The 14501-nt window shown below is 62.4% G+C and carries 11 protein-coding genes and 1 pseudogene; 6 read left to right on the top strand and 6 right to left on the bottom strand.

Features of this window, described 5'->3' with window-relative positions; translation table 11 throughout:
* Positions 1-58 precede the first annotated feature (58 nt).
* A complete protein-coding gene (gene purU / locus E8E68_RS14860; protein WP_110742665.1) occupies positions 59-910 on the top strand; it encodes a formyltetrahydrofolate deformylase in 852 nt (283 codons plus the stop codon).
* A 252-nt stretch (positions 911-1162) separates the two neighbouring features.
* Here purU and E8E68_RS14850 read toward each other — a convergent pair whose 3' ends face one another.
* The 4 genes from E8E68_RS14850 to E8E68_RS14835 form a co-directional block, all read right to left on the bottom strand.
* Positions 1163-2155 carry a lysylphosphatidylglycerol synthase transmembrane domain-containing protein gene (locus tag E8E68_RS14850; protein WP_266031834.1) on the bottom strand — a complete coding sequence of 331 codons (993 nt, stop codon included), beginning with the start codon at positions 2153-2155 and terminating at the stop codon, positions 1163-1165.
* The gene (locus E8E68_RS14845) at positions 2152-2916 is read right to left on the bottom strand and encodes a DUF2334 domain-containing protein (RefSeq protein WP_266031833.1); all 765 of its coding nucleotides are present in this window, start codon (positions 2914-2916) and stop codon (positions 2152-2154) included. The genes E8E68_RS14850 and E8E68_RS14845 overlap by 4 nt, the downstream gene beginning before the upstream one ends.
* Positions 2909-4030, bottom strand: a complete 1122-nt coding sequence (locus E8E68_RS14840; RefSeq protein WP_266031832.1) for a glycosyltransferase family 1 protein — start codon at positions 4028-4030, stop codon at positions 2909-2911. The genes E8E68_RS14845 and E8E68_RS14840 overlap by 8 nt, the downstream gene beginning before the upstream one ends.
* A 238-nt stretch (positions 4031-4268) precedes the next feature.
* On the bottom strand, positions 4269-6143 hold the full coding sequence (locus E8E68_RS14835; protein ID WP_266031831.1) for a methyl-accepting chemotaxis protein: 1875 nt from the start codon (positions 6141-6143) through the stop codon (positions 4269-4271).
* Positions 6144-6311: 168 nt separating this feature from the next.
* Between E8E68_RS14835 and E8E68_RS14830 the strand changes: the two genes are divergently transcribed.
* The gene (locus E8E68_RS14830; RefSeq protein WP_266031830.1) at positions 6312-7787 is read left to right on the top strand and encodes a helicase HerA-like domain-containing protein; all 1476 of its coding nucleotides are present in this window, start codon (positions 6312-6314) and stop codon (positions 7785-7787) included.
* Between the two features lie 65 nt (positions 7788-7852).
* Here the strand turns inward: E8E68_RS14830 and E8E68_RS14825 are convergent, their stop codons facing one another.
* Both E8E68_RS14825 and E8E68_RS14820 read right to left on the bottom strand, forming a co-directional pair.
* Positions 7853-9325 (bottom strand): inorganic phosphate transporter, encoded by a 1473-nt coding sequence (locus E8E68_RS14825; protein ID WP_110742671.1) that lies wholly within the window; start codon positions 9323-9325, stop codon positions 7853-7855.
* Between the two features lie 311 nt (positions 9326-9636).
* Positions 9637-9837, bottom strand: a complete 201-nt coding sequence (locus E8E68_RS14820; RefSeq protein WP_110742672.1) for a hypothetical protein — start codon at positions 9835-9837, stop codon at positions 9637-9639.
* A gap of 477 nt (positions 9838-10314) precedes the next feature.
* On the opposite strand from E8E68_RS14820, the gene pcaR reads away from it, so the two are divergent.
* The 4 genes and pseudogenes from pcaR to pcaF all read left to right on the top strand — a co-directional run bounded on the left by pcaR (position 10315) and on the right by pcaF (position 14385).
* Positions 10315-11190, top strand: coding sequence for a pca regulon transcriptional regulator PcaR (gene pcaR / locus E8E68_RS14815; protein ID WP_110742673.1), 876 nt, complete (start codon positions 10315-10317; stop codon positions 11188-11190).
* A 322-nt stretch (positions 11191-11512) separates the two neighbouring features.
* On the top strand, positions 11513-12859 hold the full coding sequence (locus tag E8E68_RS14810; RefSeq protein ID WP_266031829.1) for an MFS transporter: 1347 nt from the start codon (positions 11513-11515) through the stop codon (positions 12857-12859).
* 222 nt (positions 12860-13081) lie between these two features.
* Positions 13082-13183 (top strand): annotated as a pseudogene (locus E8E68_RS14805) (CoA-transferase subunit beta); the annotation flags it as partial.
* Positions 13180-14385, top strand: coding sequence for a 3-oxoadipyl-CoA thiolase (pcaF, locus tag E8E68_RS14800; RefSeq protein ID WP_175442624.1), 1206 nt, complete (start codon positions 13180-13182; stop codon positions 14383-14385). The pseudogene E8E68_RS14805 and the gene pcaF, both read left to right, overlap by 4 nt.
* Positions 14386-14501 lie beyond the last annotated feature (116 nt).

The raw sequence follows: 14501 nt of genomic DNA, 5'->3' as shown, positions 1-14501 counted from the left end.
CGTTTTTCCTGGCGGGCCGCTAGAATAGGCGCCTTTGCGAAGTTCTGGAGTCTCATTCATGCGCACCTATCGTCTGGTGATCGCCTGCCCCGACCGTGTAGGCATCGTGGCGAAAGTCAGTAATTTTCTGGCCTTGTACAATGGCTGGATCAACGAAGCCAGCCACCACTCCGATGAGCAGAGCGGTTGGTTCTTCATGCGCCATGAAATCCGCGCTGAATCGCTGCCGTTCGGTATTGAAGCCTTCCGCGAGGCGTTTGCCCCCATCGCCGAAGAGTTCTCGATGACGTGGCGTGTTACCGACTCGGCGCAAAAAAAACGCGTGGTATTGATGGCCAGCCGTGAATCGCACTGCCTGGCCGACCTGCTGCACCGCTGGCACACCGATGAGCTGGATTGCGAGATTCCCTGTGTGATCTCCAACCACAACGACCTGCGCAGCATGGTCGAGTGGCACGGTATTCCGTTCTTCCATGTACCGGTCGACCCCAAGGACAAGGCCCCGGCCTTTGCCGAAGTGTCGCGCCTGGTCGAGGAGCATGCTGCCGACGTTGTAGTGCTTGCCCGCTACATGCAGATTCTGCCGCCACAACTGTGCCGGGACTATGCCGAGAAGGTGATCAACATTCACCACAGCTTCCTGCCGTCGTTCGTGGGCGCCAAGCCTTATCACCAGGCCTCGCTGCGTGGCGTGAAACTGATCGGCGCAACTTGCCACTACGTCACCGAAGAGCTGGACGCCGGCCCGATCATCGAACAGGACGTGGTACGTGTCAGCCATGCCGACAGCATCGAGGACATGGTCCGCTTTGGCCGCGATGTCGAGAAGATGGTGCTGGCTCGTGGCTTGCGCTATCACCTGGAAGACCGCGTACTGGTGCATGGCAACAAGACTGTGGTGTTTGATTGATGGTGTAGGGGGCTGCCTTGCAGCCCAGCGTCGGCAAGCTTTCACAGGTATTGCACCTGGCTTGCCGGCGGTTGGGGTGGGAAGGGCCCCCGGCAACCTTGAGGGAGATCCCGATGGCCAAGCGGCGCAACCAACCCCATGCCTCACCCCCTCCCACCCTGGGCGAAGGTTGCCTTGCCCGCTATGACCCCGAAGCCCTGGCCGACACCGACGGCACCGACTTCCCCGGTGCTGCCGAGCTCTGGCAACAGCTCAACCCGCCTGACGCCGCCAGCGCTCCAGTAACGGACGCGCCAGCAGGCATACGAACACCGGCCCACCGGCCAACAGGTAGAAGTAATAAGTAACCGCTCGCCATATCAGGATCGCAGCAGCTGCTGTGGAACTGCCCACGAGTGGCGTCAGCAGGCTGGCCGAGGTCAGCTCGGCAGCACCTGCTCCGCCGGGTAGCAAGCTGAACTGGCCGGCACTGAGCGACACCATCTGCACCAGGAAGCTGGGGATCCACGCCAGGTCCACGCCCAACCCGCGCAATACCAGATACAGCACGCTGTAGCGCAGCCCCCAGTGGACGCAGGTGAGGATGAACACCGTTGTCAGCGTGCGTTTAGGCAGCCCCCAGGTCTGTGCCAGCGCGTCGATGAAATGCAACACCTTGCGCGCCCAGCGGCGTTTGCGCGGGTGGCCTACGCCCAGGCGTTGCAGTAGCTTGCCGTTCAGACGCATCAGCGGGCGTCGGTAGCGCAACAACCCGATCACGCCAGCCAACGCGCTGCAGAGCAGCAGTGCACTGCCTAGCAACATGCTTTCCTGGCTACGCCCCAGGCTGTGGAACAACGCATAGCCGGCGATTGCCAGCATGGCGCAAAAGAAAAACACCAGGTCGTTCAGCTGGTCCATGGCGAATACCGCGCCGCTGCGCGCGGGGCCGATACGCTCACGCGCCAGCAGGGCCATCAGGGTCAGTGGCCCACCGCTCCCGCCGGGGGTCGTGCAGATGGCGAACTCGGTGGCCATCACCACGCCCAGGCTCCGAATGCGTCCAAGCCTTGAGCCCTGCTGGCCGAGCAGCAAGCGCAGGCGCATTGCGTTGATTACCCAGCACAACAGGATCATGCCCAGCAGCGTCAGCATCAGCCCGGGGTCGAAGCGCTGTAGCCTGGGCAGCAGCTCGCTGCCGCCGAGCAAGGTTGGCACCAGCACGGCGCCGATCAGCGCCAGGCCGAGCCAGGCCAGGCGATTCATGCGCTGGCCTGGCGGTCCAGCCAGGCCGACTTGGTCAGTGGCTCGCGGCCTTGTGCCATGAGGCTGCGCAAGGTGCTTAGCCAGTATTCACGGGAGGTGCGGTGGCGCATGTCCACCGGGTGCAGGCCCAGGCGCAAGGTTTCGGCATTCTGCCAGCGCCGGCATTGCCAGTCGCACAGCGCCCTCGACAGCCCGCGGCGCCAGGCACTGCGGGCGCTCCATACCAGCCCGGGGGCTTTGATCGGGGTGAACTCCGGCAGGCGGTACAGATGCTGCGGTGTGCTGGTGTAGCGCAAGGGCAGCTGGCGCAGGGCCTGGCGGGTACCTTCGCTCATCAGCCAGGCCGGCGCGACAAAGCCGGCCACCGGCCAGCCCTGCTGGTCGAACAGCGCCAGGCCGTGTTTCAGGCGTTGCAGCGCCTGTTGCTGGTCGAGGCCGTAGAACTCGCCTTCGTGGGTGTAAATACGGCGCATGAAGTATTCGCCGGGGGTGCGCGGCGGCGGGCCATTGTCGGCATGGTGATAACCGTGCAGGGCCAACTCATCGCCTTGGGCCAGGCGCCGCTCCAGCAGGCTGCAGAAGCCCGGTGAGCGCAGCAGCGGGTTGCGCTGGTGAAAGTCCGGTACCACCAGCCAGGTCATGGGCACGCCGCCGATGGCATCGACGGCCTGGACGAAGGGCTGGTAGTCGGGCCAGGTCTCGGGCGCGACATCGTGCAGCACCAGCATCAGGCTGCGCGATGCCGGTAGTGGCTCAACCATGGGCGAGTACCTGCGGCTGGTGGCCAAGCACAGCCTGGTAGTGCTGCAGCAGGCCGGTGACCACATTCTCCCAGGAGTAGTGCTGTTCTACATGTCGACGGGCCTGTGCGCCGAGTTCGTCTACTCCGGTTTCGAATACCTCGCGCACTGCCGTGGCCATGGCCTGGGCATCGTTGGGGCGACACAGGCGGCCGCACTGCTCGTTGATGATTTCACCAAACGCACCGGCGCGCACTGCGACCACAGGGGTGGCGCTGGCCATGGCTTCGAGAATGACCAGGCCGAAGGTTTCCTGGTCACCTGCATGCACCAGCAGGTCGGCGCTGGCCATCAGCCGGGCGACCTCTGCTGCGGGGCAGAAGTGGTCGATCACGCTGACGTTGTGCGGCACATTGGCCGGCATGTTCGAGCCCACCAGCAACAGGTGGTAGGGCTGACCAAGCTGCTGAATACAGTCGAGCAGAACCGGCAGGTTCTTCTCCCGCGAGCCGCGACCGGCGTAGATCAGCAGCCGGCTGGTGTCGGCAATGCCCAGTTGCGCGCGCAGGCCCGGGTCACGCTGTTCGGGGTGGAAGGTGGCCAGGTCGACACCCAGGCGCTGCACGTGGACGTCACGTACACCCAGGCGGCGCAGCTTGTCGGCCATGACCTGGCTGGGGGCCAGCACCCGGTCGAAATTGCCGTAAAGCTTGCTGACATAGGCTTCGACATTGGGGGTGAACCAGTTGCCCATACGGTTGCTGACCAGCAGCGGCAGATCGGAATGGTAGAAGCCGATCACCGGGACATCGAGCTGGCGCCGTGCCTCCAGCGCTGCCCAGGCGGTCAGATAAGGGTCGCCGACTTCGATCAGGTCGGGCTTGAGGGTGCGCAGTGTCTTGCACCACGGGGCCAGGCGTACCGGAAAGCGGTACCCCTTGCCAAACGGCAGAGGGGGGGCGGGTACCTGGTAGACGCCATCAGCGTGCTGGGCGCTGGGGCCGGGAATCAACAGGCTGTGGCGTACGCCGTGGATGGCGTCGAGGCGGCGGTGTTTGGCATCAAGATAGGTACGTACGCCCCCGCTGGCCGGGGCGTAGAACATGGTGATGTCGGCGATGTGCACGATCAGCATCCCTCCGGGATCGTCTTCGGGTCTGTCATCCGGCGCTGGATTGCCGGCGATGACACGCCTAAAGGTTGACCTTTGTGAAGGATAGTTTGTTCGATCGGGGTTGGGCGGGGTGTAGCAGGAAGGAAAACCGCTGTTTTGCTGGAGCAGCCTTGTTTTGCGAAGGGCGAGTACAGCTGTTTAGGCTGAACTGGCCGCTTCGCAGCACAAGGCTATTCCTGCAGGGGCGGTGGAGTACCTGTCAGATGCGGAAACTGCCCACCAGGTGCTTCAGGCGCCCGGCCTGTTGTTCAAGGTCGGCGCACGCACGCAGGGTGGCCTGAAGGTTCTCGACGCCTTCCTGGTTGAGCATGTTGATCTCGTTGATGTCCATGTTGATCGCCTCGACCACGGCGGTCTGTTCTTCAGTGGCCGTGGCCACCGACTGGTTCATGCCGTCGATCTCGCCAATGCGCACGGTCACGCTGTCCAGGCGTTCGCCGGCCTGGTTGGCGATCTGCATGCTGTCCTGGCTGTGGCGCTGGCTCTGGTCCATGGTCTCGACCGATTCGCGGGCACCGACCTGCAGTTCTTCGATCATGGTCTGTACCTGTTGCGCTGATTCCTGGGTGCGATGTGCCAGGTTGCGCACTTCATCGGCAACCACGGCAAAACCTCGCCCGGCTTCCCCGGCGCGGGCCGCTTCGATGGCGGCGTTCAGCGCCAGCAGGTTGGTCTGCTGGGAAATGCTGGTGATCACTTCGAGGATCTGGCCAATGTTCACGGTCTTGCTGTTCAGCGTTTCGATGTGCTCGCTGGAGGTGACGATCAGGTCCGACAGGCGGTTCATGGCTGCAATATTGCGCTCGACCACCTGCTGGCCTTCTTCGGCCAACAGGCGCGCCGAGCTGGCGTGCTGCGAAGCCTGGGCGGCATTACCGGCAATTTCCTGGGCTGCGGCGCCCAGTTCGTTGATGGCGGCGGCAACACTGTTGGTGCGGTTGGACTGCTCGTCGGAGTTGGTCATCGACGAGTTGGAAGCGCTGATGACCCGCAGGGCCACTTCGTTGACTTGCTCGGTGGCCGAGGAAACTTCGCTGATGCTGCTGTGAATGCGTTCGACGAAGCGGTTGAAGGCGTTGCCGAGGATGCCGAATTCATCGTGGTTGTGGATGCGCAGGCGCTTGGTCAGGTCCCCTTCACCCTCGGCGATGTCTTCCATGGCACGGGTCATGGTGTGCAGCGGCTGCATCAGCACGCGGATCAGCAGGCCGAGCAGGCCGATGATGATTACCACCGCCACCACCGTGGCGATCACCGCCGAGGTGCGGAAAGTACTGAGCATCGAGAAGGCCTTGTCCTTGTCCACCGACAGGCCGATGTACCAGTTGGCCGATGGCAGGCCAGTGATGGGGCTGAAGGTCAGCAGGCGGGTCTGGCCATCGCTGTGTACTTCGGTCAGCTCACCGGTCAATTTAGGCGTGTGCTGCGGGAACAGGTCTGACAGCGACTTCATCACCAGGTCTTTGTCCGGATGCACCAGAACCTTGCCTTGGTCGTTGACCAGGAAGGCGTAGCCCATGCCGCCGAAATTCAGCGAGTTGATGATCTGCACCAGGCCGTCCAGGGCCAGGTCGCCACCGACTACGCCAACACTGCTGGAGACCTTGCTGAGGATGCCGATGACCATCTTGTTGGTGGTCATGTCGATGTACGGCTCGGTCAGGGTCGCCCCGCTGGCATTCATGCCATCTTTGTACCAAGGGCGGGTGCGCGGGTCGTAGCCGTCCGGCATCTTCGAATCAGGGCGCACGCTGAAACCGCCATCGACCTTGCCCAGATAGACGGTGAGGAAGCTGGAAACCAGTGCATTCTGGCCCATCAGGGTCTCGGCGTTGGCCGGGTCCTGGGCAATGTTCTGCGCCAGGTTTTCCACCAGTTTGATCCGGCCTTCGAACAGGTTGCGGATATTGGTGGAAGTGGAGGTGCCCATTTCAGCCAGATAGTTTTCCAGGTTCTCGCGGATCGCATTACGCTGGAGGTAATCGTTGTAGAGGGTGAAAAGGCTGAAGGCGAGTATCACGATCAGTGATGCTGCCAATAGAATCTTGTGGCTGAAACGAAGGCTTTTGTTCATGGCGTAATCGGTTCCGCTAAGGTTTTATATCAGGCGTTCGCACGAGTGGAGCTGTAGCCAGTGCAACATCCCGAAAAGTCCCTTTTCGGTTGTTCCTCTCTATTAAGGCGAATATCACCCAAAGGTATCGGCCGAATTTAGTTAAAGCTTGAGCAGAGGATTGATGAGATGCCGGAAACTTCGACCATCGTTGTAGGTGCTGGCCCGGATGGCCAGCCAGTCGGGCAGGCCATGCGACTTGCCAACCGTCACGGCTTGGTGGCGGGTGCGACGGGTACTGGCAAGACCGTCACCCTGCAACACCTGGCGGAAGTGTTCAGCGACGCCGGGGTGGCAGTGTTTGCCGCCGACGTCAAAGGGGACCTCTGCGGCCTGGGTGCTGCCGGTGCGCCACAGGGCAAGGTGGCGGAACGGATCGCCGGCATGCCATGGCTGGGGCATGTGCCGCAGGCCTATCCGGTCAGCTTGTGGGATATCGCCGGGCAGTCCGGCCACCCGTTGCGCACCACACTCAGCGAAATGGGGCCGCTGCTGCTGGGCAACTTGCTGGAGCTGACCGACAGCCAGCAGGCGGCGTTGTATGCGGCGTTCAAGGTGGCCGATCGCGAGGGCCTGCTGCTACTCGACCTCAAGGACCTCAAGGCACTGCTCGCGCACCTGAAGGACAACCCACAGCTGCTGGGCGAAGACAGCGCGTTGATGACTACGGCTTCTACCCAGGCCTTGTTGCGGCGGCTGGCGACCCTGGAGCAGCAGGGCGCCGAGGCGCTGTTTGGCGAGCCGGCGTTGCAACTTGAGGACTTGCTGCGCCCCGACGCGGATGGCCGAGGCCGTATCCACCTGCTTGATGCCACCCGGCTGGTGCATGAGGCGCCCAAGGTTTACGCGACCTTTCTTTTGTGGCTGCTGGCCGAGTTGTTCGAGCAGTTGCCCGAGCGCGGCGATGCCGACAAACCGGTGTTGGCGTTGTTCTTCGATGAAGCGCACCTGCTGTTCAACGGTACCCCCAAGGCCTTGCAGGACCGCCTGGAGCAGGTGGTGCGGCTGATCCGCTCCAAGGGGGTTGGCGTGTACTTCGTTACCCAGTCACCCGGCGACTTGCCGGATGCAGTGCTGGCCCAGCTGGGCTTGCGCATTCAGCATGGCTTACGGGCGTTCACTGCCAAGGAGCAGAAATCGTTGCGGGCTGTGGCTGATGGTTTCCGGCCCAACCCGGCATTCGACACCCTGGCAGTGCTCACCGAGCTGGGGATCGGCGAGGCGCTGGTGGGTACCTTGGAAGAGAAGGGCACGCCGGCCATGGTGCAGCGGGTACTGGTTGCACCGCCGCAATCGCGAATCGGGCCGTTGAGTGCTGCGGAGCGCGGTGCACGGTTGGCCGCTTCGCCGTTGGCGGGGCGTTACGACAAACCGGTGGACCGTGAGTCGGCCTATGAAATGCTGACTCAGCGTAAAGGCCAGGCGGTGGAGCCGGCGCCGCAACCGAAGGTCGATGAAGAGAGCTTTGCCGACAAGGCCGGTGATTTCTTGCAGAGCGCGGCGGGGCAGGCGATCAAGTCGGCGGTGCGCCAGGCGGCCAATCAGTTGGGGCGGCAGTTGATGCGAGGCTTGATGGGGTCGTTGTTGGGGAGCAAGAAGAAGTAGTGCCGGTGCAGGGGTTACACCAATGAAAAAGGCGCCGATGGCGCCTTTTTCAATAGCGGTGTCACTCAGCCAATGGCTTTGGACGCCAGCCAGAACAGACCAGCGGCCAGGCCCATCGAGGCCGGCAGGGTCAGGACCCAGGCCAGCAGGATGGTCTTCACGGTGCCGCCCTGCAGGCCGCTCTTGTTGGCGACCATGGTGCCGGCCACACCGGACGACAGCACGTGGGTGGTCGACACCGGCAGGGCGAACACGTTGGCCATGCCGATGGCGCAGGCTGCGGTGATCTGTGCCGACATGCCCTGGGCATAGGTCATGCCCTGCTTGCCGATCTTCTCGCCAACGGTCAGCACCACGCGCTTCCAGCCAACCATGGTGCCAAGGCCCAGGGCCAAGGCGACGGCCACGATTACCCAGAACGGGGCGTATTCGGTGGTGGCGGTAAGGTCTTTGCGCAGTTTTTCCAGGTCGGCCTTTTCGCGGGCATCCAGGCCAGGCAGTTTGCCAACCTTCTTCGCCGTGTCATCCAGGCACAGCAGGTAGCGGCGTACTTCGATGCGCTTTTCGGTATCCAGGCTGTGGTAGTCGGTTACGCCCTGCAGCGAGGACTGCAGCGCGGCGATGGTCGGCTCGGTCTGCTGCGGGTTGCAGCTGAACTGCTCCGGCAGGTCGCTGGCCTTGGCCTTGCCCAGGGCCAGGAAGTCGCCCAGGGTAGCGGCGTTACGCTGGTAGAACTGGCTCATGTGCAGGGTGGCGTCGCGGGTGCGCTCGATCTGGTAGGTGGTGCTGTTCAGGTCGAGGACGAACTTGGCCGGGACGATACCGATCAGCACCAGCATGATCAGGCCGATACCTTTCTGACCGTCATTGGAGCCGTGCACGAAGCTGACGCCCATGGCCGAGACCACGAGCACCATGCGGTTCCAGAACGGCGGGTGCTTTTTGTCGTCGAGCTTGCGGCGCTGCTCGGGGGTTTTGTGCATCTTCGACAGCGGGCGCCACCATTTCAGGCCGATCAGTACCAGGGCTGCAACGGCGAAGCCGGCCATCGGCGAGACCACCAGCGACATGGCGATGTCGATCGCCTTCTGCCAGTTGACGCCGTCGCCCAGCGGAATGTCGTTGATCAGCGCATTGGCCAGGCCGACACCAAGGATGGAGCCGATCAGCGTGTGCGAACTGGAGGCGGGGATACCGAAGTACCAGGTGCCCAGGTTCCAGGTGATGGCCGCAGCCAGCAGCGAGAAAACCATGGCCAGGCCGTGTCCGGTGTTCACATTGATCAGCAGCTCTACCGGCAGCAGGTGCACGATGGCATAGGCCACCCCGACACCGCCCAGCAGAACGCCAAGGAAGTTGAACACGCCGGAGAAGAACACGGCGAGGTGCGGCGGCATGGCTTTGGTATAGATGACGGTAGCTACCGCGTTGGCGGTGTCATGAAAGCCATTGATGAACTCGAAGGCGAGTACGAAGGTCAAGGCGAGCAGCAAGCTCACCAACACCCAGGCATCCAGTCCGCTGAATAAATCGATCATGAAGGTTGTCTGGCGGTCATAGGGGGGCGGGATTATGCCAGAAAACCTTGGCAATCGATGCACCCGCTACAGACCGATGGCAATCTTCATGGCCGCAAGGCGTGGTGCAAGGCGGGGCGTTCAGGCAGGTAAAAATCGTTCAAAAAGCGCGAAAAATGCCGAAACTAGGCAAAAAATGCCAAAAAAAACAGTGCCATCGAGATTCAAACGGTCGTATGAAATTTGTGTAATTCCATTTCATCATCGGCCGAGCAGTAAAGATCGACCGCGCCCGGGCTGGCCGGGCGACGACGCGCTGGCGTGGTCCCGGGTCAGGGAGCGTCGCTGCGCAGTTCCTTTTCAATACGTTCCAGTTCCTGGCTGAAGGCCTGGTCGCGCACACTGGCGCGTTTGCGCCAAGGTTTGCGTTCCGGATCGGGTTGCGCGGCATAAGTGGTCACTTCGCCGCCGTAAACATCCTTGTAACGTTCAGCCTGGCGCTCGAGTTCTGCGCGCAGTTCATCTTTCGTCACATGCAGTACCTGAATTAAGAGTAATGGCTAATGTCGGGCGATGTGCAGTACGCACACCCCTCGCAGGCCGCAACGGCTTCATGACCGCAAGGTTGCACTGCCACTACGTACAGTGGGGCCTGTGCACTTGATTATAGCAATCGATAAATCGCCGAACAGCGTTATTTAACCAAGCCTGACATCGCCTGACATAACGAGTAGAAGGTGCCCGCAAACAATTTGGGCCTTTCGTACAACTTGGAAAGGCAACGCGGATAAAAGTTCGCTGAAATGTACGGGCGGGGTAGTTATGAAAAACGGCCTCGCCGCAAGGCGAGGCCGTTGCCTGGGGACTTCTACGGTGGGTACCTGACCAGTCTCTCCAAAGAAGCCACAAGTGGCATGAGAAAGGTATAAGCAAAAGTGTCAGCGGTCAATTGCGATTATCGGCCGTTTGTTCGATAATCGCACGAACCGGCGTTTTTTTTGAGGTGTGCGATGAGTGACCAAACCGTGGACAACGATTCCGCCAATCCGGAGGCGGGGCGACCTGCGTCTGCGGCCATGGCGCCGCCAATCGTGGCCTCCCCGGCCAAGCGCATCCAGGCTTTTACCGGCGATCCGGACTTCATGACATCGCTGGCGCGTGGGCTGGCCGTCATCCAGGCCTTCCAGGAGCGCAAGCGCCACCTGACCATCGCCCAGATCAGCCATCGCACGGAAATCCCGCGTGCCGCCGTGCGCCGCTGCCTGCACACGTTGATCAAGCTCGGCTATGCCACCACCGATGGGCGTACTTATTCGCTGTTGCCGAAAGTGCTGACCTTGGGGCATGCCTACTTGTCGTCGACGCCCCTGGCGATTTCGGCCCAGCCTTACCTGGACCGTATCAGCGACCAATTGCATGAGGCGGCCAACATGGCCACCCTCGAAGGCGATGACATCCTTTATATAGCCCGATCGGCCACGGTCGAGCGGTTGATTTCGGTGGACCTGTCGGTGGGCGGGCGCCTGCCGGCCTATTGCACGTCGATGGGGCGCATCCTGCTGGCGGCGCTGGATGACACCAGCTTGCGCGAGTACCTGGAGCGCGCCGACCTGAAGGCGCGGACCAGCCGTACACTGCATGACCCTGAGTCGCTGTTTGCCTGCATTCAGCAGGTGCGTGCCCAGGGCTGGTGCGTGGTGGACCAGGAACTGGAGCAGGGGCTGCGGTCGATTGCAGTACCAGTGTATGACGCTTCGGGGCAGGTACTGGCGGCGTTGAACGTGAGCACCCATGTTGGGCGGGTAACGCGCAGCGAGCTGGAGCAGCGCTTCCTGCCGATTCTGCTGGCGGCCAGCCGCGACCTTTGCCATCAATTGTTTGGTTGATCTGGCCGGGGCCGCAAAGCGGCCCCAAAATAGAACAGGTAAAAGCCATCTCTGTGCGATAAACGCACAGTGTCGCTCCCGGTGAATTGCGTCACCTGCGCCCGCTGATTAATGTTTCTCGCAACGGTCGGCTGTGCCGACCGAACAAGAAAAACATAAGAGGCACTCACCATGCATACTGTCCCTTCGCTGCCGCGGCCGCACCCGCATGCAGTCCCGTTGTATCCAGGCTGACACAGGCCGATTTTTCCGATCATTGCCAACTTGTACCGGTTAGCCGCGTGCAGTGGCTTGGCTGTGCCTCATATTCTGGATAACAACAATGAACCAAGCGCAAAACAACGTCGGCAAAAGCCTCGACGTCCAGTCGTTCATCAATCAGCAGCCGCTGTCCCGCTACCAGTGGCGGGTCGTGCTGTTGTGCTTCCTGATCGTCTTCCTCGATGGCCTTGACACCGCCGCCATGGGCTTCATCGCCCCGGCGCTGTCACAGGAATGGGGCATCGACCGCGCCAGTCTCGGCCCGGTGATGAGTGCCGCATTGATCGGCATGGTATTCGGCGCTCTCGGCTCCGGGCCGCTGGCCGACCGATTTGGCCGCAAGGGTGTGTTGGTAGGGGCGGTACTGGTGTTCGGTGGCTTCAGCCTGGCCTCGGCCTATGCCACCAATGTCGACCAGTTGCTGGTGCTGCGTTTCCTGACCGGCCTGGGCCTTGGCGCCGGCATGCCCAACGCCACCACGCTGCTGTCCGAATATACCCCGGAGCGCCTCAAGTCGTTGCTGGTGACCAGCATGTTCTGCGGCTTCAACCTGGGCATGGCCGGTGGTGGCTTCATTTCCGCGAAGATGATCCCGGCCTATGGCTGGCACAGTCTGCTGGTGATTGGCGGCGTGCTGCCCTTGCTGCTGGCGGTCGTGCTGATGGTCTGGCTGCCGGAGTCGGCGCGGTTCCTGGTGGTACGCAACCGTGGCACCGACAAGGTGCGCAAGACCTTGTCGCCGATTGCGCCACAGGTAGTGGCCGAGGCGGGTAGCTTCAGCGTGCCGGAACAGAAGGCCGTGGCCGCGCGCAACGTGTTTGCGGTGATCTTCTCTGGCACCTATGGCCTGGGGACCGTGCTGCTGTGGCTGACCTACTTCATGGGCCTGGTCATCGTCTACCTGCTGACCAGCTGGTTGCCCACCCTGATGCGTGACAGTGGCGCGAGCATGGAGCAGGCCGCGTTCATCGGCGCGCTGTTCCAGTTTGGCGGCGTGCTCAGTGCCGTTGGCGTAGGTTGGGCGATGGACCGCTTCAACCCGCACAAGGTGATCGGCATTTTCTACCTGCTGGCCGGGGTTTTCGCTTACGCCGTCGGGCAGAGCCTGGGCAATATCACCGTACTGGCCACGCTGGTGCTGATCGCGGGCATGTGCGTGAACGGCGCGCAGTCGGCGATGCCATCGCTAGCAGCACGCTTCTATCCGACCCAGGGCCGTGCCACGGGTGTATCGTGGATGCTGGGCATCGGTCGGTTTGGTGCCATCCTCGGCGCCTGGAGTGGCGCGACGTTGCTGGGGCTGGGCTGGAACTTCGAGCAGGTGCTGACTGCATTGCTGGTGCCGGCAGCGCTGGCGACCGTGGGTGTGGTCGTGAAGGGCCTGGTGAGCCACGCCGACGCGACGTGAAAGCAGGGGTGGCTCTGCGGCCTTATCGCCTCACTGCTCTTCTGTAGAAGTGGCGTTGTGTCGCGGTAAGGCTGCCGAGCAGCCCCCGAACGGAGATGAGTAGCAGGACAACAAATTGTTCGATAACCGCACATAGAGTCGATTATCGGATTGTAAGCCACCCACCAGTCTCCTTAATCTGAGCTCACTGAAGCACCCTGACCAGGAGCCTCCAAATGCCACGTGCAGACCACTACCGAACCCACCGAAATCGAGCTGTCCGCCCTGCGTGACCTCGATGCCCGTACCGCCGCGGCCCATGGCCAGCCGGCAGGAGAAGCCTGATGCGAGACGTATTCATCTGTGACGCCATCCGTACCCCGATCGGCCGCTTTGGCGGTGCCTTGGCGGGTGTGCGGGCCGACGACCTGGCCGCTGTGCCGCTTAAGGCGCTGATCGAGCGCAACCCCGGCGTGCAATGGGACCAGGTCGACGAGGTGTTCTTCGGCTGCGCCAACCAGGCCGGTGAAGACAACCGCAACGTGGCACGTATGGCGCTGCTGCTGGCTGGTCTGCCAGAAAGCATTCCAGGCGTGACCCTGAACCGCCTGTGCGCCTCCGGCATGGATGCCATCGGCACCGCCTTCCGCGCTATCGCCAGCGGTGAAATGGAGCTGGCGATTGCCGGCGGCGTCGAGTCGATGTCGCGTGCCCCGTTCGTCATGGGCAAGGCCGAGAGCGGCTATTCGCGCAACATGAAGCTGGAAGACACCACCATCGGCTGGCGTTTCATCAACCCGCTGATGAAGAGCCAGTACGGCGTCGACTCCATGCCGGAAACCGCTGACAACGTGGCCGACGATTACCAGGTGTCGCGTGCTGACCAGGACGCCTTCGCCCTGCGCAGTCAGCAGAAGGCGGCTGCTGCCCAGGCTGCTGGCTTCTTCGCCGAAGAGATCGTACCGGTGCGTATCGCCCACAAGAAAGGCGAAGTCATCGTTGAGCGTGACGAGCACCTGCGCCCGGAAACCACCCTGGAAGCGCTGACCAAGCTCAAGCCGGTCAATGGCCCGGACAAGACTGTCACCGCTGGCAACGCATCGGGCGTGAACGACGGTGCAGCAGCGTTGATTCTGGCCTCGGCCGAAGCAGTGAAGAAACACGGCCTGACCCCACGTGCCCGCGTGTTGGGCATGGCCAGCGGCGGCGTTGCACCGCGGGTGATGGGTATCGGCCCGGTGCCGGCGGTGCGCAAGCTGACCGAGCGCCTGGGTGTGGCGGTGAATGATTTCGATGTGATCGAGCTGAATGAAGCCTTCGCCAGCCAAGGCCTGGCGGTGCTGCGTGAGCTGGGTGTGGCCGATGACGCGCCGCAGGTGAACCCTAATGGCGGCGCGATCGCCCTGGGCCACCCGCTGGGCATGAGCGGTGCGCGCCTGGTGCTGACGGCGCTGCATCAGCTGGAGAAGAGTGGTGGACGCAAGGGCCTGGCGACCATGTGTGTAGGTGTCGGCCAAGGTCTGGCGCTGGCCATCGAGCGAGTTTGACCTGTACCGGCCTCTTCGCGGGTGAACCCGCCCCCACAGGGATCCACGCAACCCCTGTGGGAGCGGGTTTACCCGCGAAGAGGCCGGACTTGTCAGACGTAGGGCCAATTGCCAGC

This window comes from Pseudomonas sp. BN607 (genome assembly GCF_029871175.1).
Taxonomy (GTDB): Bacteria; Pseudomonadota; Gammaproteobacteria; order Pseudomonadales; family Pseudomonadaceae; genus Aquipseudomonas.
This window is presented reverse-complemented; position numbering and strand designations above follow the sequence as displayed.